Below are 22,695 nucleotides of genomic sequence, written 5' to 3'. Positions count from 1 at the left end.
TTCTTAGGACGCAAGTACCAGGGCGAATTGTCCCAGGTCCTGTGCCTCTTTTTTTGAGGGATGTCACCCACTTGGAGCACGAGGATTCTACAACAGTTTTCAGGGGAAGGCGAAGGTCGAAGAGCGATGAGCGAGGAACTTGGTCCGGTTTGGGGGTACGGCCGGATTTGGGGTGCAGCCAATGGGGGAGTGGGGTGACTTGACGCCGCTCTGTCGCGGCGCGATTCGGCGCGGCCACGGTTTGGGCCAGGAAAAGCGAACACGAAATCCAAGGGTCGAGTCAACAGGCGCTCTTCGGGTAAAAGCTCGCGATGGCAACGGTCCGCTACCTTGTTCACGATGTCGACTTGGCGCTTCCATTCTACGAGCGTTTGGGTTTTGAGCTTAAGCAGCGGTGGGGCCGCGTGATCCTGATCTTGCAGAAAGAGGATCTGGAGCTTTGGCTCGCCGGGCCGGAGGCTTCGGCCGCACAGCCGATGCCCGACGGAACAAAGCCTGAGCCGGGGGGCTGGAACCGGTTCGTGGCGCTGGTGGACGATCTCGAGACGAAGGTCCAGGAGCTTTCCCAGGCTGGGGTCGAGATTCGAAGCGGGATCATTCATGGACCTGCGGGCTCCCAGGCGCTGGTGCTCGATCCCTCCGGCAACCCGGTCGAGCTGTTTCAGCCGAAGGGTTGACGCCGATCGGAAAGGACGCGCAAACGAATCTAGCGAATCAGTAGGCGAGCGATGCCGCGTCCTTCCTTCACCCGTCGAGAAATTCTCCAGGGCGCTTTGGCGTCGGCGTCTGCCGCTTCTCTCTTGAGCCTCGCCGGCTGCCAAGGCAAGTCCCTCGACGGCAAGACCCACCTTCGCTACATGGCATGGGGCAACCCCGACCAGCTCGCCACCGAAGAGGAGCTCCTCAGGCGCTTCAACGAACGCAACTCGGATCTCCACGTGACCCTTCTCAAGGTGCCCGGCAGCGCCTACCGCAACAAGCTGATCCTCATGTTCGCCTCGCGTACGGCTCCGGACGTTGCGCGGGTGGACCACTACGATTTCCCTCAGCTCGTCCGGCGGGGGTACTTCCACGACCTCACAGAGCTTGGCGCGGCAGACAAGGACTTCAGTGAAGCCGACTTCATCCCGTGGACGCTGGAGGAGTGCCGCTATGAGGGGCGGCTGCATGGCCTGAACGCCCTGCCAGGCGGCAATATCCTCTACTACAACAAGACCATCCTCGAGAAAGCAGGCGTGGAAGACCCCTACAAGCTCTGGAAGCGCGGTGAATGGACCTGGGCGCGCCTCAGGGAGCATTGCCTGGCCGCCACCAAGCGCCGAAGGGACGGCGCGCCCGAGCAGATGGGCCTGCAATTCCCCGGCCTCGTCAATCAGGCACCGATCCTCTATGGCTACGGTGCAGAGATGCTGGACGACGCCCACAAGACGTGCCTGCTGGATTCCCCTGAGGCGATCGAAGCCTATCAGTTCTTGCTGGACCTTCGGTTTGTGGACCGCGTCGCACCGACGCCCGGCGAGGCCGCTCAGGCGGCGTTCAAGTTCGAGGGAGGCCGGCTTGGGTTCATCATCGATTGGATGGGGGTCACCCCGATCCTGCGCAAGACGGTCAAGAGCTTTGAGTGGGACATTTGCCCGGTCCCTCGGGGCCCGCGTGCCAACCTGACCGTCTGCAAGGGCAACCAGATCGTCATGAATGCAGAAACCCGTCATCCCGAAGCAAGCTGGCGCTTCATGCGCTTCATGACGAGCCCTGAGGCGGAGCTCTACCTGTATGGCAAGCTGAGGCGCTCGGCGCCTTCTCGCCGCGCTGTACTGGAGTCCCCAGAGTATTTGGCGGCGAATCAAGCGCCCTATCAGACCGACACGTTCGTCACGGGCATGACCGTCGCCAAGCAGCTTCCGATCGATGAGCGCTGGCCCGAGTGGAGCGTGGTGGCCAACCGCCACCTGGAGATCCTGTATAACGCAGGGCACATCGATGTGGCGCCGCAGCTTAGGCTGATGAAGCGCGAGATCGACGCCGTCCTGGCTGACGAGGCAGGGTTCTAGGGATGAGTGGGAGAGCGGGAGAGTGGGTGAACGGGTGAACAAGGGACACCGTGAGGGCTCCCTCGCCCCTCGCGGGAGAGGGTCCGTGAACGAAGTGAACGGGGGTGAGGGGGCCATGGCGAAGGAAGGGCAGAATGGCGTGCGGGTGAATCGGTGAAACCAAGAAGGCAGAGATCAGGCCCGGCAAAGCTCGAAGAGCTTTGGGGCTGGCTGCTGATCTCACCTTGGGTGCTTGGGTTCCTGATTTTCACCCTTGGCCCGATGCTGGAGTCCTTCTGGATTTCGCTGCACAAGTACGACCTGGCCAGCGCCGAGTTCGTCGGCGTTGAAAACTACCGTCGCCTCATTTCGCAGGACCAACTCTTCTGGACCGCCCTCTCGAACACGTTCAAGTTCGCCTTGCTCTCGGTGCCGCTTGGGGTTGCAGGTTCGCTGGCGTGCGCTCTTCTGCTCAATACGGGCGTGCGAGGGCAAAGGCTGTTTCGCACCCTCTTCTACCTGCCCTCGATCGTGCCGTCGGTGGCCAGCGCGATCCTATGGCTGTGGGTGTTCAACCCGGACAACGGCCTGCTGAACATCGGCCTTTCGAAGGTCGGCATTGCCGGCCCGGAGTGGCTGCAGAATGAGAAGACAGCTCTCCTGGCGCTGGTGCTGATGTCGCTTTGGGGCATCGGCGGGGCGCGCATGCTGATCTTCCTTGCGGGGCTGCAGGGGGTCTCAGAGACCTATTACGAGGCCGCCACTTTGGATGGCGCGAGCGGTTGGCAGCGGTTTCGCCACGTCACTTGGCCCTTGATTTCACCGGTGACGTTCTTCAACGTGATTGTCGGCCTGATCGGGGCCATGGGCGTGTTCACCAACGCCTACATCATGACCGGCGGCGGACCGAACAACGCCACCCTGTTCTATGCGCTCTATCTGTTCAGAAACGCTTTCGAGTATTTCAAGCTGGGCAAGGCTTCGGCGATGGCCTGGATCATGTTCCTGATCCTGCTGGTGCTCACGCTCCTCCAATTTCGGCTCTCGAAAAAGTGGGTGCACTATGAAGCGGGGGAGGCGACTTGACGAAGCGCTTTCCCCTTCCGAAGGTAGTTGCTCTGGTGCTCCTCATCCTCGGCGGTGCGATGTTCGCCCTCCCGTTCCTTTGGACCCTCTCGACCGCGCTCAAGACCCCCGAGGCCGTGTTCGCGTTCCCGCCGCAATGGGTCCCCAGCCCCGCCAAATGGGACAACTTCCATAAGGCCTGGACCAGCTTGCCCTTCACGCTTTTCGTTCTGAACACCGTCATCGTGACGGCCGTCGCGACCTTGGGCAGCGTGCTTTCGGCGTCATTGGTCGCCTATGGGTTCGCCCGGTTCCGGTTCCGTGGCAAGGGCGTGCTGTTCGTGCTAGTGCTCTCGACCATGATGCTGCCTTCGCAGGTGACGATGATCCCTGTGTTCATGATCTGGCGGAACCTCCACGCGATCGACACCTTCGCGCCGCTCACGGTGCCCGCGTTCTTCGGCGGCGGCGCGTTCTACATCTTCCTGCTCAACCAGTTCTATCGCTCGATCCCAAAGGAGCTGGACGAGGCAGCGAAAATCGACGGCGCCGGCTATCTGCGCATCTGGTGGAGCGTGCTGATGCCGCTCTCCAAGCCCGCCATCGCCACCATTTGCGTGTTCAGCATCCTAGGGCATTGGGACGATTTCATGGGGCCGCTGATCTATCTGAACACGCCAGAGAAGTACACGGTCTCGATCGGGCTGCGGATGTTCCAGGACGCGATGGGAACCTCGACCGAGCTGCTGATGGCCGCGGCTCTGATTCACACGCTGCCAATGATCGTGCTCTTCTTCCTGGCCCAGAAGTTCTTTGTTCGCGGGATCGTCACGACGGGGTTGGGGGGAAGGTAGGCCGAAGAAGGAGCCGCGGGCTCTCCGTAGAAGAAAGTAGCAGGAGGAGCACCATGCGCTCTTTTGTTTGCGCCGTCTTTTTCGGCGCTTTGGTTACGTTGGTGATGGCGGACTCCAATGTCCGCGGAATGTCTTTGACGCCCTGGGGCCAGAACGCTCTGCTTCAGCCCTCGTCGGATGCCTCGATCGAGCGGATGAAGCAGATTGGCGTGCGAACGGTCGCGCTGAACGTCTGGTGGTTCCAGGACGGCGAAAACTCAAACACGATTTCGGAGGATTTCTCGCGATACAGCGCGAGCGAACCCTCCGTGCTGCATGCGATCCAGAAGATCCACTCCCTTGGGATGAGGGTGCTGCTCAAGCCCATGGTGGACCTGCGCAACGGCGCTTGGCGAGGCACGATCAATCCCAGTGGGGCTTGGTTTGGCGGCTATTCGGACTTCATCAACCACTGGGCCGAATTCGCTGCCTCGAACGGTGTCGAGGCACTCAGCGTGGGTTGCGAGTTCAACCGAACCGAGTCGTGGGCTTCGTCTTGGCGGAGCGTGATCGCAGGAGTACGCTCGCGCTATTCGGGTGCGCTCACCTATTCGGCGAATTGGGACGCCTATGCGTCGATCTCCTGGTGGGATGCGCTGGATACGATCGGCATTGACGCCTATTTCCCACTGACGAACAAGAACGACCCCTCTTTGCAGGAGCTCCAGAGCCGATGGGGCGCCTTGTCCAGCACCCTTGACTCATGGCGAGTCGGGCGTGGGCTGTCGCAGAGGATTGAGTTCACTGAGGTGGGCTATCGATCGATGGATGGGGCCAACAAGGCGCCTTGGTCCTGGGGAAATTCAGGCACAGTGGACCTTCAGGAACAGGCAGATTGCTATGAAGCGCTGCTCTCGACCCTTTGGGATAGGCCGTGGTGGGAGGGAGCGTACTGGTGGAACTGGGAGACCTGGCCGTCCGCCGGCGGGGTGAACGACGACGGCTTTACACCGCAGAACAAACTTGCGGAAGGTGTGGTCGAGCGCTACTATGGGATGGTGCCTGAGCCCGCCGGCGCCCTGGCGCTCGTGTTGGGCACAGGGTGGATGCTCCGGAGGAGGAAGAGGCTGGGTTAGGAGTCGTGTGTGAGGCTCCGCTCGAGTACGATCCGGAGTGTCTCCACCCCCAACCCCCTCCTCATTTACGAACCAAAACGAGGAGGGGGCACATCATCCTTCACGTTAACGAAGGCCAGACAAAGACGCCGGCGCTTCGTTCATCACGCATCGCCCTTCGCGCATCGCCCTTCGCTCTTCGCTTCGTCATCGGCAAGCTGCCGACGCTACTTCTCCTTCTTCTTGTTATAGCTTCCGTGGAGGAAGCCGCTGGAATCTTGGGCCGGGGAATCCGCCTTGTAGCTCGGCAGCGCCGCCTCGGCGCCTGCAATCCTCACGCCGTCGACACCATAGTCGGAGTTGCCTATCCTGAGAGCGGTCTGGCGGCGGTTGGCCGTCAGCGCTTCCTTGAAGAACGCCACACAGTCCGACATCTTGGCCGATTTGGCCTTGTCTGCCTTGGTGACGGCGGCATCGGAGAGCACTCCTATCAGCAGGGCGTCGCGGCCCGCGTCGAAGAGCCTTGGCGTCCCAAACAGCTCGGCCGACTGGACCTCGCCGTTGAGCACATAGACGTATCCGACCACGTTCTTCAGGCCTCTGAGGGCGTTCTGAAGAGCTGGGAGGCCGGCTTTGACCTTCTTGTCCAGCTCTTTTGAGGAAAGTCCGCCGCGAACGCTGGTGGTGATTCCGAGGGTGACTCCCGAATCCCAGGTGCTGATCGTCTCGTTGTACTTCCCGACCTTGGCCCAGACCTGCTGCTGGTCCTGGGAGGTCGAGGTCTCCTCGCGGATGGACTGGGGCACCATGCGGCCCTGGCCTTCGAACTTCTTGCTTTCGCCCTCCCAGCGTCCCGGTTCGACGCAGAAGACCGGCACTTCGACCATCTTGCCGGGGGGCACGATGGTGTCTTTGGCCACGATGCGGTCCTGCCGCCCGCCAAGAAGCAGCTCTCCCGCAAGCAGGAGGATTGGTTTCGGGCCCACGTTGTTGACCTCGAGCTTGTTCACTTCGGCCGAGCCAGGGGTCTCATGGATTTCGATCCAGCCGTTCTTCTTGGCTTCCGTCAGGCTGATGGCGTCCTCAGTTCCCTGAGGGGGTGGGTTTTCCTTCGAATTGGAGACGTCGACGATCGGCACGATCGTGGCGCTCTCGAAGGAAATCGGTGAGGCAAGGGCATAGCGGCTCAGACCCTCGATGGGGGTCAGGTCGCGGCTCATTGACGTCTGTGCGGCGCCGGGTTGTTTGCCGCTTGGGTTGGGCTTCTCGCCTCCCGTTTGGCTGCAGCCAGCGATGAGGAGACAATAGGTGATCGTGGATGCGATCTTCATGGCTTGTTTCTCCAGTGCCCCGATCCGTACCACGACGGGGCTTATCCAGTAAGTGTTATCAGGATGCCAAACCGTTCCCTGTGATCCTACACATTTCGGTCAGGGATCTTCGTTGAGCCCAGGCTGGTGACGGGCAAGCAGGGGAAGCCGCCGAGCCCATAGAATTCAAAGGAACGCCATGGCACAACGTCACCGCAAAGCTCCTTACACCTACTTTGGAGAAAACCTCCGCGAAGTCGCCTTCCCGTTAGGGGGGATAGGCACAGGCTGCGTCAGCTTGGAGGGGCGCGGAGCGCTGCGCGACTGGGAGATCTACAACCGCCCGAACAAGGGCACGATTCTGCCGATGACGTTTCCGATTTTGTGGGTTGGAGAGGAGTCTCCACCCCTCCCGACTTCGTTCCCCTCGCTACGCTCGGCGGGATCTTCGACAACCCCCTCCTTCCCGACAAGTCGGGACTCGGAAGCAGTTTCCGCGGGAGCGAAAACCAAGGAGGGGGCAACCCACTGTCTCGTCATCCAGGGGCCCAGGATGAAGGAGTTCGTGGGCGATCCTAGGGAGTTTTGGGGGTACGGGCATGGGCAGATTCGGCAGCAGGGGGACGGACTGCCGTGCTTCGATGACGTGGTGTTCAAGGGCACGTTTCCCTTTGCACGGCTCCAATTCCACAAAGAGGGTCTGCCGCTGGACGTGGAGTTGGAAGCCTGGAGCCCGTTCATTCCGCGCAACTCCGCCGACTCGCAATTTCCCGTTGCCTGCCTGACCTACAAGCTGAAAAACAAAAGCAACAGGACCCTTCGCGCCACGGTTGCCTTCAACCTCTATAACGCCATCGCACAGGGAAGCCCCTTGCCGCAAGGCCAGAAGGAGCAGTCCTCCAACGCCTTTCACCAGGGAAAGTCGTGCCGGGGCATCCAGTATGCGAACAGGCGGTTCGGCGAAAAGCACTCACGACAAGGCTCGATGGCGCTGACGACCGACTGGCAGGACGTGACCTACCTCACTCATTGGCTGCGGGGAGATTGGTTCGACAGCCTGCACGATTTCTGGGACATGTTCTCGCCGGACGGCCTGCTCGAAGAGAAACACGACCGTGGCGACGGCGACCCCACTTCGGGATGCCTCGGCCTCAAGGTCACCCTCAAGCCTGGCGAATCCGCCGAGCTGCCGGTGCTCATCTCCTGGTGCTTTCCAAACAACCAGCGCTATTGGGGCTATCCGGGCGGCACGGCCGACGACAAGAAATACCGCTGGGTGAACCCCTACGCCAAGCGCTGGCCCACGGCGTGGGACGCCGCCGAAGACTTCTTCGCCAGACGCAAGCAGCTTCACAAGGCCACACGAAGCTTCGAGGACGCGATCTTCAAGAGCAAGCTGCCGGCGGAGGTCCTGGAGTCGGTCTCTGCGACCGCAAGCACCCTGCGCTCCCCCACGGTCCTGCTCACCGAGGACGGTTCCATGTGGGCTTGGGAGGGCTGCTCGCCTGCCGATGGGTGCTGTTCGGGCTCATGTACGCATGTGTGGAACTATGCGCTCACGCAGGCCTATCTCTTCCCCGATCTGCACCGCTCCATGCGAAAGAGCGAGTACGAGCACTCGTTTGATAAGGGAGAGCAAGGCAAGAAGGGCGCGATCGTTTTCCGGATTCCTTTGCCCTTCAACGAGGCGCCGAGCTTGTGGCATGCCGCCTCTGATGGACAGCTTGGCGGTGTGGTGCAGCTCTATCGGGATTGGAGGATCTCAGGCGACGACGCGTATCTCAAGCACATGTGGCCCTATGCCAAGCGGGCGCTTGAGTTCGCGTGGGTTCAGTGGGACAGGGACAAGGACGGCCTGGTCGAAGGCGACCAACACAACACCTACGACATCAACTTCCAGGGCCCAAATCCATTGACGCAGAGCTTCTACTTGGCGGCGTTGAGAAGTGGGGAAGAGATCGCAAGGCACTTGGGCGATACGGCCTCGGCCAGCACCTATCGCAAGCTGTTCGATCAGGGCTCGAAGAAGGCCGTCGAGGCGATGTTCAACGGCGAGTACTTCGAGCAGACCATCGACTGCTTGGCGAAGGACGCTCCCAAATATCAGCATGGCAAAGGGTGCTTGAGCGACCAGGTGTTTGGGCAGCTTGCGGCGCACGTGGCGGGTCTTGGCTACCTCTACGACAAAGCCGTCGTGAAGAAGACCATGAAGGCGATCTTCAAGCACAACTTCAAGTCAAGACTCGGCGAACACGCGAACATGCAGCGCATTTACGCGGTGCAGGATGAGCCAGGGCTTCTGCTCTGTTCGTGGCCGAGGGGTTCGCGGCCCGCGTTCCCATTTGTGTACTCGGACGAAGTCTGGACCGGGATCGAGTACCAGGTGGCGAGCCACATGATCTATGAGGGACTCATGGACGAGGGGCTGGCGATCGTGCGCGGCATCCGCAAACGTCACGACGGCTCGCGCAGGAATCCCTACAACGAATTCGAATGTGGCTCGCACTATGCCCGCGCGATGTCCGCCTGGGGGCTGTTGCTGGCGTACAAAAGCCAGGATGGAGCGAAGGGCGCTTCGCTGCTCTCCAAAGCGCTGATGAAGTTGACAGAATAGTAGGGTTTGTTAGCGCGTAACTTGCCGGAACTAACGACGTCCTCAGGCATCTAACTATTGAGTTAGATAGCATCCATCAGGAGGACATCGTAATGAAACGGAACCTCGTCGTTAGCGCGATCGTTGCCCTTATGGCCGTCGCGTCCTTCTCCAGTGCTCCGTTTGGCGGAGCCTTCAACCATAAATACAGTCCTAAGAAAGATGGAAACCTCTCGAAGGCTCGCTGCGGCCTGTGCCACCTCAAGGCTCTTCCCAAGCTGAACCCCTACGGGGACGCCATGGCCAAGGCTATGGCCGGCGAAAAGAAGCTCACTCCCGAGGTTCTGGCAAAGATCGAGAGCCTCGACTCGGATGGCGACGGCGTCAAGAACGGCGCCGAGATCAAAGCTGACACCCTTCCGGGCGACAAGACGAGCAAGTAGCGGGCTCAGACATGGGCGGATTGCCGGCCGCCACGTCGTTGAGAGCCTCGGAGTGGCGGCCGGCCCCGGCATTGCTGCTGTGGCCCCCGATTTCTCGCAGTTCTCTCAAGTTTTCAAGCCGCTAATGCGATTTGACAAATCTGATTCTTGACTTTTATGTATTGTATATATTTGGCCCATGGCGCCGCGAAACGGATTCTGTCTTGATTCGTCAGGTATTGTGAATACCGAGGTCAATCCATGAAACGCACGCTAATCTCGTTGTCACTCATCTCCATCTTTGCGGTTACCGCAATTTCGATGCCCGCCTACATAGGTGTCCTTAAAGGGAAGTACGAGCCGAAAAAGGACGGCAAAGTTGCCAGCGCCAAGTGTGGCGTCTGTCACGTTGGCATGTCGAAAAAGCTCAACCCGTTTGGCGCCGATCTGGCCAAGCTCGGCAAGGTCACCGCGGACACTCTGGCAAAGGTCGATGGCTTGGATTCGGATGGCGACGGCGTCAAGAACGGCGCTGAGCTTAAAGCCGACACCCTTCCCGGCGACAAAGCCAGCAAGTAAGTCGGATGATTTCCGGACGGGCTTGACAGATCTCACCAAGCCCGTCCAGAACCCATAGCGTGCGCTTCAGGGCGCGAACACAATCTGCGCATCGGCCTCTCGGCGGTATTCGATGCTATCCGAACCTGGAAGTAGAAGAACCAGCTTTCAGAAACCTAACAGCAGGCTTCAAGCCAAGACCCGCCGTCCTTCACTCTCCCCACTCCCCTTGCGCGCTTCACGTCGGAGCAGTCGTGCCGGCGCGCCCGTCAGCTCCCGGAGGGCTGAACCATGAAACGCCTATTGGCGAGGTTGATCCCCATCCTGCTCGCCGTCTCCACCTTCCTCGTTGCACCGACCCTGGGCCAACAAGACCAGGGCCAGGCGCCCGATTCATCGGCGCCTTCCGCGGCGAATGCCGACTGCCTGGCGTGCCACTCCGCAGAGGCTCAAGCAGGGCCGGCAGTGGACCCCGCCGAACTCGGCAAGTCGCCCCATGCGGCCTTTGCCTGCACCGACTGCCACAGCACGATCACGGAAACGCCCCACACGCCCGAGATGCTCAAGCATAAGGCGTCGTGCTCGACCTGCCACTCGGGACAGACCGAGGCGTTCTTGGCGAGCATGCACTCCAACAAGGACTTCGTGAAAGGCGATCATCCGACGTGCATGTTCTGTCATGGCGGCGGCAAGCCCCACGCGATCACTGCCGGTTCAAAGTGGACCCGCGCGCAGAAAGTGGAGGTCTGCACCCAGTGCCACGAGCAGACAGGCATCATGCAGCGCTACCACGTAGACGCGGAGGCCGTGTCCTCCTATAACGATAGCTTTCACGGCAAAGCGCTGATGCGGTTCAAAGACCCTCACAAAACCGCTATCTGCACCGACTGTCACGGACATCACGACGTGCTCTCGCCGATGAACCCCAAGTCGCCGACGCACCCCAACAACGTCGCCGTGACGTGCGGCCAAGCCGGGTGCCACCCCGGCGCAAAGGCGAACTTCGCCATTTCTGGGGCGAACCACCTCAGGCTCAAGGTCAAAGAGAAGCCGCTCCTCTATGGGGTGCTTCTGTTCTTCCGCATCCTCATCTTTGGGACGATCGCCTTCATGGTCACAAGCATCGGCCTCGACCTCTATAAAGTCGTGTTCCGGTCGAAGGAGCCTCCAAGGTGCGGAAAGCCCGCGGCCACCTTCATCAGCCTGAGCTATTTGCTCCTGGTCTTGACGATCATCCTGGCGACCATGAGCTCGCCGCTTTCCACGTTCATCGCATACGGCACCCTGGGCGCCCTGGTCGTCGCGTTCTTCCTTCACGCAATCCGGCCGAAACCTCCCAAGCCCACGGTGCCTCAACAGATGTTTGAGCGAATGAACCTCAACCTCCGGCTGCAGCACTTCCTCTTGTTCCTTAGCGTGACGACCCTCATGGTCACAGGCATGCCGCTTCGATTCTCCCAGGCCGAGGGCGCGGCAGCGCAACTTGCCCTGGTGGGAGGGCTCGACTCAGCACGATACATCCACCGTGTCGCCGCGATTGGCCTGATTGTCGTGGCCCTTTGGCATGTGACCTACCTGTTGCTGCGATGGCGGAAGTACGGCGGAGGCATTTCCACTTGGCGAATGCTGCCGAACCGCAAGGACGTCCAAGACTTCATCCAGGTGACCAAGACCTACTTCGGGCTTTCGCACGAGGAGCCCAAGTTCGACCATTACACTTTCAGATCGAAGATCGACTACCTGGCAGAGTATTGGGGTGTCCCGCTGATGATCCTGACTGGGTTCATCCTTTGGTATCCGATGTATTTCAGCACCCGGCTGCCGGAAGACGCTTGGCCGATCGCCTTCATCGCCCATGGTTACGAGGCGACTCTCGCATTCCTTGCGGTGATCTGCTGGCACTTGAACTATGTGCTCTTCCATCCGAACGTGTTCCCGTTCAATCCAGTCGCAGTGACCGGCAAGATCAGCCGCGAAGAGATGGAGCGGGAGCACGCATACGAACTTGAACTCCTCGAGGCTTCTGCGGGAGAGGACGCCGCAGCGGCGCCAAGCGAGGACACGACGGACAAACAACCATGAAGACCATACGACGCATCCTTGGGCAAATGACGTTCAGGCGGCGAAGGCCACAGACTCAAGCGGCGAGCGGGCCGGGCCGCAAGCGGCTTAGGGATTTCGCTCTGTTCACCTCCATCGCCGGGATTTCCGCCGTTATCATGGTTGGGAGCCCGGCCTACTCCCAGCAAGGCCTTCCACAGAACCGGGGAGCCTTCAGAATCGAAGGGCACGAGGTGGCGGTTTGCCTGCAGTGCCACGGTGGCCTGGGCTTTGTGGTCCGAGAGGGCTCGGGAAGAGTTCGATCACTCTATGTCGATGGGAAGTCTCTGGCGCACAGTGTTCACAAGGACCTGACCTGCCAGGACTGCCACATGGGGATCGACCAGGTCCCGCATGACAGAGCCAAGATCGAGACTCCCACGTGTGGCATGTGCCATCCCGATGAGGCCGAGCAGTACGAAAAGAGCGCCCACCAGCCGGAATCTGCCGTGGACCTCGACCGCCCCTCTTGCCTTTACTGCCACGGTGGCAACTCGCACTCGGTTCAGTCGCCCAAGGCCTACACGCGAAAGGAAGAGCTGGCGATCTGCACAAGGTGCCACAGCAATACGTCTCTGATGACCAAGCACAACGTCGACACCGACGCGGTGAAGTCGTACAACGAGAGCTTCCATGGCAAGGCCGTCCGCTTCGGCTCGAAGGAAGCCGCAATCTGCACGGACTGCCACCCGCCACACCAAGTGCTGTCAAAAACGGACGCGGCCTCCAGCATTCATCCGGCAAACTCGCAGAAGACCTGCGCCAAGTGCCACGAAGGCGCCGTTGCCAAGTTCGCACAGTCGGGAGTCACGCACCTGGCGATCAAGGCCAAAGAGAGCGCCGTGCTTCGGGGCGAGGTGATGCTGTTCACCATTCTCACCTACGGCGTCCTTGGGCTGCTGATCATTTCGATCATCCTGGACGTGCGCGCGGGCGTGAAGCATCAGTTCCGGCGCTTCAAGGCGAACTTAAAGGAGGACATCTTGCGGGGCGATGCAGAGAGGGAAACGGCCGAAGAAAAGGTCTATCTCTGGTTCACGCCCTTCCAACGCTTCCAGCACTGGACCTTCGCGAGCTCATTCATCCTTCTGGCGCTGACCGGTCTGCCGCTGAAGTATTACGACGATCCCCGGATGCAGTCACTCTATGAGGCGCTCGGCGGGATTGGGCTCGCCAGGACGCTCCACCGCGTCGGCGCGCTCGTGATGATCGCGGCTGGAACGATGCACTTCATCTACCTGCTCTGGAGCTGGAAGAAGATTGGGTTCTCAATCCGAAAGATCAGCATGCTGCCGAACAAGCAGGACTGGCACGACCTCGTCGAGACGTTCCGCTTTTACTTTGGCAAGCGCGGGTCAGTTCCCACTTATGGCAAGTACTCCTTCCGCGCCAAATTCGGCTACTTCGCGGTGTTCTGGGGTTTGCCGATCATGATGCTCTCTGGGCTCTGCCTGTGGTTCCCGGTACAGGCCTCTAAGGTGCTCCCGGAGCAGGGAGTTTCAATGGCCTATTTGGCGCATGCGGACGAGGCGATCCTCGCCATCGGCGCCATCTTTATCTGGCACCTGTACACGACGATATTCAGCCCGCTGTATCTGCCGCTGGGCCGAAAGATGTTCTTCGGCACGGTGACCAAAGAGGAGGCGGAGTTCGAGCACGGGAGGCACGAACTGGAGTAGCCTCACCGGACGATTGGAAGACGGGCCCTCGCGGGCCCGTCTTCCAAAAACGGACCCAGAGAGTTGACGATGAAGAGAAAACTCCCGCGCGCATTTTATAACACGACCACGATGTTCGGCATAACTGTGGCCGGCATCTCCCTTGGCCTGATTTTCTTCCTGATGGCCATCGATTCGTTCGCCAAGAATCAGAACCCTTATGTGGGCCTGATCGCGTTCACGGGGATTCCGCCGTTCTTCGTGTTGGGACTCTTCATCGCCATTCTGGGCGTCATGAAGACCCACAAGAAGCTTAAGAAGGCCACAGACCCGGATCGGCTTCCCACGGTGGACTTCAACAACCCGCGGCACCGACGTGCGGTGGCCACGATCCTCTATGGCGGGGTGTTCTTCTTCGCGATCTCGGCGTTTGGCTCCTATCAGGCTTACGAGTACACGGAGTCTGTGGAGTTCTGTGGAACCACGTGCCATGTCATCATGAAGCCGGAATATACGGCCTACCAGAACTCGCCCCACGCGATGGTGCCGTGCGTCAAGTGCCACATCGGCCCGGGAGCGGGATGGTACGTCAAATCCAAGCTCTCCGGCGCATATCAGGTGTATTCGACGATCTTCCACAAGTACAAGACTCCGATCGAAACCCCGATTGCGAACCTGCGCCCCGCCAAGGACACCTGCGAGCAGTGCCATTGGCCCAAGCAGTTCTATAGCCAGAAGCTGAGGGACCGGACCTATTACCTCTCCGATGACGCCAACTCGGCTCACAACCTTCAGATGTCCTGGAAGATCGGCGGCGACGAGCGCGGGGCATCGCAGGGAATCCACGCGCACATGTACCTCGACCACGAAGTGCGCTATATCGCATCGGACCGCCAGCGCCAGGTCATCCCGTATGTGGAGATGACCGACGGGCAGGGCAATGTCACTGTTTATCGAAGCACCGAGGAGAAGATCACCGATGCCCAGATCAAAAGCGGCGAGAAGCGCCTCGTGGACTGCATCGACTGCCACAACCGGCCATCGCACCAGTACAAGCATCCTGAAGAGACCGTGAATCTGGCGATGGGGCAAGGGTGGGTCAGCCCCAAGCTGCCTGGAATCAAGCGAATTGCGGTCGAGGCCCTGGAGGGTAAATACAAGACCGAGGCCGAGGGGAAGGCGGGCATAGCTGCTGCTGTCCGCAATGCCTACAAAGAAGCGAACCCGGGGGTGCTGACCTCAATGTCCAAGGAACTCGACACCGCCATCAAGGAGCTTCAGAGAATCTATGGATTGAACTACTTCCCTGAGATGGGGGTGAGTTGGAAGGCATTTCCGAACAACCTGGACCACATCCATTCTGCGGGATGCTTCCGGTGTCATGACGGAAAGCACGTGAGCGACAAGGGCAAGGTGATCACGAAGGACTGCAACTCCTGCCACACGATCATCTCCCAGCCTGGGCCGAACGGGAAGCCATCGGTTTCTGCGACCGGGCAGGAATTCCGGCATCCGGGCGATGTCGGGGACATGTGGAAGGACATGCTGTGCAAAGACTGCCACGGCGTTCAGAAATAGGGGCCAAGAACGCGGCGAGCGCGCAGTATTGCGATTCCGGGCGATAGCGGGCAGCCCGGACCGAAAACAGGGTTTGTCTCGAGAGCTCGGAGTGCCGAGCAGGAGATGAAATATGATAGGGAAACGTGCTCGTCGTTTGATGTCGCCGGATGAAGGGTCAGCCGGCGGCCCGCCAATGGAACCACCCCTCGAGGGTGGATCGGGAGAGGCCCGGGGAGGTGTCCCACCCCAGGTGATCCACTTGGCTGTTACCGCACTCGTACTGATCGTCGTCTTTTTGTTGGCGCGGACCGTGCTCGTGCCCCCATCATTCGGCCAAACCGGATTCTACCGCTCCGATTCCGTCCAGGAACACGCCTCCAAGCCCCTTACTCACGCGGGCAAAGAAGCGTGCAAGACTTGCCATGAGGACAAGTTCGCTTCGCCGCACGTTGTTGCGGGCGTCGCTTGCGAGTCTTGCCACGGACCTGCCGAAGCCCACGTTCAGGATTTCGAGAAGATGAAGCCGGCGAAGCCCACGAGCCGGGCGTTTTGCGGCGTTTGCCACCAGAAGATGGCCGGGCGCCCGGCGTCGTTGCCCCAACAAGACCTGGCGACCCACAACCCGACCGAAAAGTGCATCACGTGTCACACGATGCACCCGGCGCAGGAGGTGAAGTGATGCCTGATTCTCAACAGCCTTCAAGGTCCGACTTTCTGAAGAGCACGGGACGATCCCTGCTCCTGATCGGGGTGGGCGCCGCGGGCTATGGCGCGTGGACCAACCTGACCACGAAGATCACCCGTCACAAGCCCGAGAGGAACGGCAGATACACGACAACGACCTACTCGATGGGCATCGACATCGAGAAGTGCATCGGGTGCGGCCATTGTGTGGACGCTTGCGCGAAGGAAAACGCCGTGCCCGACGGCCACTTCCGAACCTGGATCGAGCGCTACGTCATCAAGAAGGACGGTACGGTGCTGATCAGCTCGCCGAACGGCGGTAAGGACGGCTTCAGGGACGACGTGCCCGCTGACCAGGTCGAGCGCGCGTTCTTCGTGCCCAAGCTCTGCAACCACTGCACGGATAGCCCGTGCACGCAGGTTTGCCCAGTGGGCGCGACGTTCATCACCGATGACGGCGTGGTCCTCGTGGACTACGACTATTGCGTCGGCTGCCGCTACTGCATCCAGGCGTGCCCTTACGGGTCGCGGTTCTGGAACCCACAAAAGCACACGGCCGACAAGTGCACGCTCTGCTATCACCGCGTCACAAAGGGCCAGGAGCCTGCCTGCGTCGAGGTGTGTCCGACCGGTGCGCGCATCTTCGGCGACCTTTCGAAAGAGGACAGCCCGGTTTCAGCCTTCCTAAAGCAGAACCCGACGATGGTCCTGAAACCCAACCTGAAGACGGGCGCGAAGATAGCCTACAAGGGCCTTTCCAAGGAGGTGGTCTGATGTTGCCGATCGGTTCGACCCTTAGCCTTCTGCCGCTGGCTCAAACCACCGGCTATGTGCTTCCAAACGAGAAGGAACTCCAGTGGAGCGTCCTGATCGTGCTGTATCCGTATCTCACCGGTCTGGTGGCGGGCGCGTTCATTCTGGCGTCGCTCGTTCGGGTGTTCGACGCCAAAGCCATCGCGCCGACGTATCGGCTGTCGCTTCTGACGGCCCTTGCATTCCTCATCTGCGCGCCGCTGCCTTTGGTCGCGCACCTTGGGCATCCAGAGCGCTTCTACGAGATCATGATGACCCCGCACCTTTCCTCGGCGATGGCGGTGTTCGGGTTCGTGTACCTCTGGTATCTGATGGCGGTCCTGTTGCTGGAGATTTGGTTTGATTATCGCAAGGAGATCGTTCAGTGGGCCGATGAGTCGACCGGAGTCAAGAAGCTCATCTATTCGGTGCTCACCTTGGGCGTTCGTGATGTCTCGCCACGCGCGCTGGAATTTGACGAACGGGCAGGAAGGTTTATCACGATCATTGGAATCCCCTCGGCGGTGTTGCTTCACGGCTACGTTGGGTTCATTTTTGGGTCGCTGAAAAGCAACCCGTGGTGGGCGAGCGTACTCATGCCGATCATCTTCTTGCTCTCGGCGATCGTCTCGGGGATGTCCCTGGTGACGCTCGTGTATATGGTGACCACCTGGTGGCGCAAGCAGAAGGTGAATGTGCAGTGCCTGGACGCGATCGGGCGCTACCTGATGTTTGCCCTGATCTTCGACCTCACCCTGGAGTTGCTCGACCTCGTGCACCGCATCTACGAAGCCGGCGAATCGCTCGAGATCCTGAAGCTGCTGAGTTCGGGCTATCTGTACGAGACGATGTTCGGTGGGCAGCTCTTCCTTGGAGGCATGGTCCCTCTTATCATCCTCGCCGTCATGCAGGCGGTCAAGCATAAGATGCCCGAGGCTCTCCGGGCCCGGTACTACTTCCTGTGCGCCTCACTCGTGCTGCTCGGCGTGCTGCTCATGCGCTGGAATGTGGTCATCGGCGGGCAGCTCTTCTCGAAGACCCTGATGGGGTTGACCACCTACAAGCTTGAGCTGGTCGGTGGAGAGGGATTGCTGGCGGCCTTGGTGATCCTGCTGCTGCCGGTGGCGATCCTCTGGGTGCTCACTTACTTGCTTCCTCCATGGGCGCAGCATAAGCCCAGGGGCCCGGTACCAAAGTCGGGAGCGTAGGCAGGAGGGAAAAAGGGGGTAGGGGAATGGGTGAGAGGGTGAGAGGGTGAAAGGGACCTCTATCGGGAGGTTTGAGGCTGGCCAGTGGCCAAAGGGAAGCCCGTCGCCGACGGCTCTTGCCGGCGTCAAAAGTGGCGCAGGTTGAAGCCTACGGCACGGGTGCTTCCCGGCACCGAAAGCGGCAAGGGAATGGGTCCAAGCTCAATTCCCCCATGCCGCGAGTGCGCGCTTGACAACCAAAAGGTGCATAATGCAATATTCTTGCGTTAGGTGCCTGCTCATGATCCCAGTCCTCTCGTCCAAAGCCCTAGCCTTGCTTGCCGCAAAGGCGATACTGACGGGTCCGCCCAGTCCTACGCCCGGTATTCAGGGCCCGGCCCCACCGCCGGCTCAATCCCCAAAGGTCAATCCTAGCTACTTCAACCCTCAGATGGCGATCATCGGGGTGTTCGACGCCACCTTGCGGGACAACTCCGGCGAAAAGCGCCACGCCGACATGAAGGAGCTGGAGTTTGGCTTTGCCGGCGACGTCGACCCTTTCATGAAGGTCACGGCGATCGCCGCTCTCACGAAGGACGAAGAGGGCAAGAGCGTGTTCGAGCTCGAGGAGGCGTTCGGCCTGTACACCAAGCTCGGGAAGGGTCTCACTGCCAAGGTCGGCAAGTTCGCGGCAGCCATTGGGCGCGTTCAGCGCAATCACCCGGATCAGCTCGACACCAGCGAATATCCGCTCATCATTCAGGACACGATGGGCGACGAGGGCCTGCGCCAATCGGGCGCTTCTCTTAGCTATCTCTTGCCTGGAGATCGGTTCAATGAGCTCACATTCGAGATCATGGACGCCGGCGATGAGGGTCCGCTCTTCAACGGCTCGTCGCTTGGTTCACCGGTCTACGTCGGGCGCTATCGGACCTTCTTCGACTTCAACGAGGACCTCTCCGGGCAGCTTGGCTTCAGCTATGCGAACGGGCCGACCATGCCGATGGCTGCTGCGGACGGCGCCAAGAGGGGCGACCTTTATGGTGTCGACTACACCATGAAATGGCGCCCGGGAACGAAGGGGAGGTCGGCGCATTTTGAGGCTGAGGCCTATTGGGCCAAACCCGGAGGCTTCGGCAAGCGGACCATGGGCGCATTTGGCCGATTGGTATATGAAGTGGCGCCTCGCTGGCACCTCACCACTGGCCTGGATTACAGCGAGATCCCAGGGACGTCGGATTCCAGACACGGCGTCTTGGCCGGATTGACATTCAAGCTAACCGAGTTCCAACATTGGCGTCTGGAATGGCAGAGGATCTCCAGCAACTTCGAGCCCACGCGCGACGTGCTGCGACTTCAGCTCCAGTGGCTCATCGGTACCCACCCCGCCCACAAGTATTGATCTTGATCCGAGAGTGAACTCACCATGAAAACCGTTGCCGCCATCCTTACCATCCTGTCTATCGCCGCTGCGGGCCAATCCAGGGTCGTGAACGTGCTGACGACCCTGCCAGACCTCGCCGCCCTCGCGAAGGAAGTTGGCAAAGAGAAGGTCAGCGTCTCCTCGCTGATCGTCGGCTCGCGCGATCCCCACCGCCTTGAGGCCAAGCCGAGCTACATCAACAAGGCCGCAAACGCCGACCTCTTCATGGCCGTGGGCCTGGAACTGGAAGTCGCCTACGAGCAGCCGATTCTGGACGGAAGCGCGAACTCCAAAATTCAGCCCGGCCAGCCCGGCCACGTCTATGTGGGGGATTGGGTCACGGTGCGAGACGTGCCGCAGGGCGGAGTGACCCGCGCGCAGGGCGACATGCACCCCTACGGCAACCCGCACGTCTGGCTGGATCCGTACAATGGCCGTCTCATCGCGGCGAAGCTGGCAGAAAGGCTCGGCACGATCGACAAGGCAAACGCTGCCGCCTACAAGGCGAACGCCGAGGACTTTTCTCACCGGCTCGACGTGGCGATGTTTGGCAGCGCCCTCGTCGGAAAGGTCGGCGGGGCGACCCTGTGGCAGTGGGATAACGAGAACAAACTCGTCCCGAATCTGAAGGAAAAGGGGATGTTGGACGAATTGGGCGGTTGGTGCAACAAGATGCGGCCCTTCTGGAAGAGCCAGATCGTGACCTATCACCGAAGCTGGAACTACTTCAACTACCGTTTCGGACTCAAGGTTGCGGCAGAACTTGAACCGAAACCGGGCCTGGACCCGACTCCTGGGCACGTGGCGGCCGTGATCCGAACGGTGCAAGAGGACAGAATCAAGTTGATCTTGCAGGAGCCCTTCTATTCGACGAAGAACGGCGAGTTCGTTAAGTCTCGGACGGGGGCGACGCTGGTCGTAGCGCCTGGCAGCGTGGGCCAGGACCCGGCAGCTAAGGACTATATCGGCCTATTCGATACCATCGTGTCGAGGGTGGCCTCGGCGCTGGGGAAATAGCTCATGGGGTTCTGGAGCATTCTGGGTCCTGCGGCGATTGCGGTCCTGATCATGGTCCCGGTACACACATTGTTCGGCGTACACATCGTGCGGCGGGGGCTCATCTTCATCGACCTAGCGGTGGCCCAGGTGGCGGCTCTTGGCATGTCTCTGGCCATCGCCATGGGGCATGAGGCCGCGTCAACGGTTGCCTACGAGTATTCCGTGGTCTTTGCGCTACTGGGAGCGCTGCTCATTTCGCTGAGCCGCTTTCGGTTGGGGAAGGTTCCTCACGAGGCGATCATCGGCATCGTCTACGTGCTGACGACGGCGGCCTCCATCATCGTCCTGGAGTTCGACCCATCCGGGCATGGCCACGAGGAGCTCAAAGAGATTCTTACCGGCAACATCATGTTTGTGAAGTCCTCCCAGCACCTGGGCTACGCGGCCACTTTTGGTTCGATCCTGGCTGTCTTGCTGCTGCTCTGGAGGCCCATTTCGGCGCTCACATTGAGCAAGCAGGAGAGCCTGAACTTCAAGGGTGTGCTGCTCGACTTCGCCTTCTATGCGCTGCTGGGGTTCATGGTGGCGTCTTCGGTCAAGGTGGCGGGGGTGCTGCTGGTGTTCACTTGGCTCGTGATGCCGGCGGTCATCGCGTTCTTCTTTGTCGAGAGAATCGGAGTTGCGGCGGCCTTGGCGATCCCGTTGGGGGTCTTGGGGTCCTTTGGAGGGCTGCTCATCTCCTATTTTGCGCCGGACCTGCGGTTCCAAGGGATGGCGATGGGAGAGGCTGCCGGGACTGGAAACTGGCCGACGGGCCCCTCGGTCGTGGTGGCTTTGGGAGCTTTGGTTGTTGTTGCGTATCTGGTGCGGCTCTTCCTTCCGGAGAGGCGGACGGGAGAGGACGCGGCGCTCGATGCGGCGGAAGAGAAGCCCGAGTTGGCTTAGGTTGTCCTTATTGGCTTGACAAGGGCCATCTGTAGCCGCCGGCTTTAGCCGGTGTCCGGGCACGGGCTGAAGCCGCCAAGATCTTGAGGAAGGAAAGCGCAGGCTGAAGGGTCTGCGGCTACACCTATAAATGAAGCGGGCGTATTCCTGAGGAATACGCCCGCTTTGCTAGACCAGGGACCAGATTATCGCGCGTAGAACTCGACGACCTGCTGCTCTTGGAAGAACTTCGGGAAGTCCTCGCGTTCGGGCAAGGAGATCAGCTTTCCGTTCATGTTCGGCACGTCGGGCTCGAAGTAGGCGGGAACCGCTGCACCCTCATAGCGGCTGAGGCGGGCGATCTTTCTGGCGGTCTCGTTATCGGCCACGCCAACGACATCGCCGACCTTTAGGGTGTAGCTGGGAACGTCCACGAGCTTACCGTTCACTGTGATGTGCCCGTGCGTGACGAGCTGGCGGGCGTGAAAGACCGTGCGTCCGTAGCCGAGTCGCCAAACGGCGGTCTGAAGTCGCATTTCGAGAAGCCTCAGGAAGTTAAGGCCTGAGTTGCCGTGCATGCGCTGCGCCTTGACGAAGGTGTTGTGGAACTGCCGCTCAAGAAGGCCGTAGTACCGGCGAATCGTCTGCTTGGCCAAGAGCTGCTCGCCGTATTCGGATTGCCGGCGCTCCCGCATGTTGGGGCCGTGCTGTCCGGTGGGGTAGGGGCGCTTGCCGCTGGGGCACTTGGGATCGCCCCAAATACTGAAGCCGACGCGTCGGCTGATGTCCGTTTTTCTTCCGCGATAGGTGGCCATAAGCTGCTATTGGTCCGTCTTGAATTCCGGCAGGGCGAAACACGCCGCTCTGGCGGAACGCTCATTATACCTCGGCGAATCCGGCTACGCGCCCAAGAATCTGCTGAGAATCCAGTAGCTGATCGCTCCGCCGGCGGCGGAAGCGGGGAAGGTGATGACCCAGGCCATCACGACATTGCGCGCAACGCCCCATCGGACGGCCGAACGCCTCTTGCTGGAAGCGACTCCGAAGATGGAGGCCGTGATCGTGTGAGTGGTGCTGACCGGCATCCCGAAATGGGCCGTCGTAAAGAGCACGGCGGCGCCGGTTGTCTCGGCGGCAAACCCGTGAACGGGTTCGAGCCTGGAGATTTTCTGGCCAACCGTGTGAATGATCCGCCATCCTCCGGCGGCCGTTCCAAGGCCCATGGCGATCGCGCAGCTCAGCTTGACCCATGTTGGGATGTGGTCGCCGGTGATGTAGCCGCCACTCAGCAAGGCAAGGGTAATGATCCCCATGCTCTTTTGGGCGTCGTTCTGCCCATGTGTAAACGCCATGAGGGCCGAGGAAACAAGCTGCAGCCTCCTGAAGGCATTGCTCATGACGTCAGGCTTGGAGTGGGCGAACCACATCGCGATGAGCCTCAT

At 60.4% G+C, this 22,695-nt stretch carries 20 protein-coding genes; 17 read left to right on the top strand and 3 right to left on the bottom strand.

All coding sequences use genetic code 11. The annotated features are described in order from the left end of the window. Positions 1–311 precede the first annotated feature (311 nt). The 5 genes from HZC36_11770 (at position 312) to HZC36_11750 (ending at position 5,064) form a co-directional block, all read left to right on the top strand. Complete coding sequence (locus tag HZC36_11770; GenBank protein MBI5707651.1) at positions 312–677, top strand: VOC family protein; 366 nt, start codon at positions 312–314, stop codon at positions 675–677. A gap of 51 nt (positions 678–728) precedes the next feature. After that, entirely contained in the window at positions 729–2,051 is a 1,323-nt protein-coding gene (locus HZC36_11765) for a sugar ABC transporter substrate-binding protein (GenBank protein MBI5707650.1), read from the top strand. A 153-nt stretch (positions 2,052–2,204) separates the two neighbouring features. Further along, a complete protein-coding gene (locus tag HZC36_11760) occupies positions 2,205–3,116 on the top strand; it encodes a sugar ABC transporter permease (GenBank protein MBI5707649.1) in 912 nt (303 codons plus the stop codon). A gap of 59 nt (positions 3,117–3,175) precedes the next feature. After that, entirely contained in the window at positions 3,176–3,949 is a 774-nt protein-coding gene (locus tag HZC36_11755; protein MBI5707648.1) for a carbohydrate ABC transporter permease, read from the top strand. 53 nt (positions 3,950–4,002) lie between these two features. Beyond that, a complete protein-coding gene (locus HZC36_11750) occupies positions 4,003–5,064 on the top strand; it encodes a PEP-CTERM sorting domain-containing protein (protein MBI5707647.1) in 1,062 nt (353 codons plus the stop codon). Positions 5,065–5,270: 206 nt separating this feature from the next. Here the strand turns inward: HZC36_11750 and HZC36_11745 are convergent, their stop codons facing one another. Further along, positions 5,271–6,374, bottom strand: a complete 1,104-nt coding sequence (locus tag HZC36_11745) for a hypothetical protein (protein MBI5707646.1) — start codon at positions 6,372–6,374, stop codon at positions 5,271–5,273. Between the two features lie 178 nt (positions 6,375–6,552). On the opposite strand from HZC36_11745, the gene HZC36_11740 reads away from it, so the two are divergent. The 12 genes from HZC36_11740 to HZC36_11685 all read left to right on the top strand — a co-directional run bounded on the left by HZC36_11740 (position 6,553) and on the right by HZC36_11685 (position 21,274). Continuing rightward, positions 6,553–8,967: a hypothetical protein gene (locus tag HZC36_11740; GenBank protein ID MBI5707645.1), complete on the top strand. Its 2,415-nt coding sequence runs from the start codon at positions 6,553–6,555 to the stop codon at positions 8,965–8,967. Between the two features lie 92 nt (positions 8,968–9,059). Then, complete coding sequence (locus HZC36_11735) at positions 9,060–9,389, top strand: hypothetical protein (GenBank protein MBI5707644.1); 330 nt, start codon at positions 9,060–9,062, stop codon at positions 9,387–9,389. Positions 9,390–9,629: 240 nt separating this feature from the next. Further along, a complete protein-coding gene (locus HZC36_11730) occupies positions 9,630–9,947 on the top strand; it encodes a hypothetical protein (protein ID MBI5707643.1) in 318 nt (105 codons plus the stop codon). Between the two features lie 270 nt (positions 9,948–10,217). Further along, complete coding sequence (locus HZC36_11725; protein MBI5707642.1) at positions 10,218–12,008, top strand: cytochrome b/b6 domain-containing protein; 1,791 nt, start codon at positions 10,218–10,220, stop codon at positions 12,006–12,008. Beyond that, on the top strand, positions 12,005–13,705 hold the full coding sequence (locus HZC36_11720) for a cytochrome b/b6 domain-containing protein (protein MBI5707641.1): 1,701 nt from the start codon (positions 12,005–12,007) through the stop codon (positions 13,703–13,705). Before HZC36_11725 ends, HZC36_11720 begins: the two co-directional genes overlap by 4 nt. 69 nt (positions 13,706–13,774) lie before the next feature. Then, complete coding sequence (locus HZC36_11715) at positions 13,775–15,262, top strand: NapC/NirT family cytochrome c (GenBank protein MBI5707640.1); 1,488 nt, start codon at positions 13,775–13,777, stop codon at positions 15,260–15,262. Between the two features lie 241 nt (positions 15,263–15,503). Beyond that, complete coding sequence (locus tag HZC36_11710; GenBank protein MBI5707639.1) at positions 15,504–15,923, top strand: cytochrome c3 family protein; 420 nt, start codon at positions 15,504–15,506, stop codon at positions 15,921–15,923. Continuing rightward, complete coding sequence (locus HZC36_11705; protein ID MBI5707638.1) at positions 15,923–16,702, top strand: 4Fe-4S dicluster domain-containing protein; 780 nt, start codon at positions 15,923–15,925, stop codon at positions 16,700–16,702. Before HZC36_11710 ends, HZC36_11705 begins: the two co-directional genes overlap by 1 nt. Beyond that, the gene (gene nrfD, locus HZC36_11700) at positions 16,702–17,928 is read left to right on the top strand and encodes a polysulfide reductase NrfD (protein MBI5707637.1); all 1,227 of its coding nucleotides are present in this window, start codon (positions 16,702–16,704) and stop codon (positions 17,926–17,928) included. The genes HZC36_11705 and nrfD overlap by 1 nt, the downstream gene beginning before the upstream one ends. Positions 17,929–18,208: 280 nt before the next feature. Continuing rightward, entirely contained in the window at positions 18,209–19,309 is a 1,101-nt protein-coding gene (locus tag HZC36_11695; GenBank protein ID MBI5707636.1) for a hypothetical protein, read from the top strand. Between the two features lie 24 nt (positions 19,310–19,333). Next, the gene (locus HZC36_11690) at positions 19,334–20,347 is read left to right on the top strand and encodes a zinc ABC transporter substrate-binding protein (protein ID MBI5707635.1); all 1,014 of its coding nucleotides are present in this window, start codon (positions 19,334–19,336) and stop codon (positions 20,345–20,347) included. Between the two features lie 3 nt (positions 20,348–20,350). After that, the gene (locus tag HZC36_11685; protein MBI5707634.1) at positions 20,351–21,274 is read left to right on the top strand and encodes a metal ABC transporter permease; all 924 of its coding nucleotides are present in this window, start codon (positions 20,351–20,353) and stop codon (positions 21,272–21,274) included. 185 nt (positions 21,275–21,459) lie between these two features. On the opposite strand, the gene rpsD is transcribed toward HZC36_11685, so the two are convergent. Further along, positions 21,460–22,068, bottom strand: a complete 609-nt coding sequence (rpsD, locus tag HZC36_11680; protein ID MBI5707633.1) for a 30S ribosomal protein S4 — start codon at positions 22,066–22,068, stop codon at positions 21,460–21,462. Between the two features lie 84 nt (positions 22,069–22,152). Next, on the bottom strand, positions 22,153–22,695 hold a 543-nt coding region (locus HZC36_11675), incomplete at its 5' end, for an inorganic phosphate transporter (protein MBI5707632.1).

Source organism: Armatimonadota bacterium, from assembly GCA_016223145.1.
GTDB lineage: Bacteria > Armatimonadota > Fimbriimonadia > Fimbriimonadales > Fimbriimonadaceae > Nitrosymbiomonas.
Note: the sequence above shows the minus strand (reverse complement) of the source record. Positions and strands in the feature narration are given on the sequence as shown.

What these genes read in the sequence shown, in the direction of transcription:
- HZC36_11725 (MBI5707642.1), top strand. Translation starts at nt 10,218, where the DNA reads ATGAAACGCCTATTGGCGAGGTTGATCCCCATCCTGCTCGCCGTCTCC.
- HZC36_11745 (MBI5707646.1), bottom strand. Translation starts at nt 6,374, where the DNA reads ATGAAGATCGCATCCACGATCACCTATTGTCTCCTCATCGCTGGCTGC.
- HZC36_11720 (MBI5707641.1), top strand. Translation starts at nt 12,005, where the DNA reads ATGAAGACCATACGACGCATCCTTGGGCAAATGACGTTCAGGCGGCGA.
- HZC36_11770 (MBI5707651.1), top strand. Translation starts at nt 312, where the DNA reads ATGGCAACGGTCCGCTACCTTGTTCACGATGTCGACTTGGCGCTTCCA.
- HZC36_11705 (MBI5707638.1), top strand. Translation starts at nt 15,923, where the DNA reads ATGCCTGATTCTCAACAGCCTTCAAGGTCCGACTTTCTGAAGAGCACG.
- HZC36_11735 (MBI5707644.1), top strand. Translation starts at nt 9,060, where the DNA reads ATGAAACGGAACCTCGTCGTTAGCGCGATCGTTGCCCTTATGGCCGTC.
- HZC36_11685 (MBI5707634.1), top strand. Translation starts at nt 20,351, where the DNA reads ATGGGGTTCTGGAGCATTCTGGGTCCTGCGGCGATTGCGGTCCTGATC.
- HZC36_11755 (MBI5707648.1), top strand. Translation starts at nt 3,176, where the DNA reads ATGTTCGCCCTCCCGTTCCTTTGGACCCTCTCGACCGCGCTCAAGACC.
- HZC36_11765 (MBI5707650.1), top strand. Translation starts at nt 729, where the DNA reads ATGCCGCGTCCTTCCTTCACCCGTCGAGAAATTCTCCAGGGCGCTTTG.
- nrfD (MBI5707637.1), top strand. Translation starts at nt 16,702, where the DNA reads ATGTTGCCGATCGGTTCGACCCTTAGCCTTCTGCCGCTGGCTCAAACC.
- HZC36_11690 (MBI5707635.1), top strand. Translation starts at nt 19,334, where the DNA reads ATGAAAACCGTTGCCGCCATCCTTACCATCCTGTCTATCGCCGCTGCG.
- HZC36_11730 (MBI5707643.1), top strand. Translation starts at nt 9,630, where the DNA reads ATGAAACGCACGCTAATCTCGTTGTCACTCATCTCCATCTTTGCGGTT.
- HZC36_11695 (MBI5707636.1), top strand. Translation starts at nt 18,209, where the DNA reads ATGATCCCAGTCCTCTCGTCCAAAGCCCTAGCCTTGCTTGCCGCAAAG.
- rpsD (MBI5707633.1), bottom strand. Translation starts at nt 22,068, where the DNA reads ATGGCCACCTATCGCGGAAGAAAAACGGACATCAGCCGACGCGTCGGC.
- HZC36_11750 (MBI5707647.1), top strand. Translation starts at nt 4,003, where the DNA reads ATGCGCTCTTTTGTTTGCGCCGTCTTTTTCGGCGCTTTGGTTACGTTG.
- HZC36_11715 (MBI5707640.1), top strand. Translation starts at nt 13,775, where the DNA reads ATGAAGAGAAAACTCCCGCGCGCATTTTATAACACGACCACGATGTTC.
- HZC36_11740 (MBI5707645.1), top strand. Translation starts at nt 6,553, where the DNA reads ATGGCACAACGTCACCGCAAAGCTCCTTACACCTACTTTGGAGAAAAC.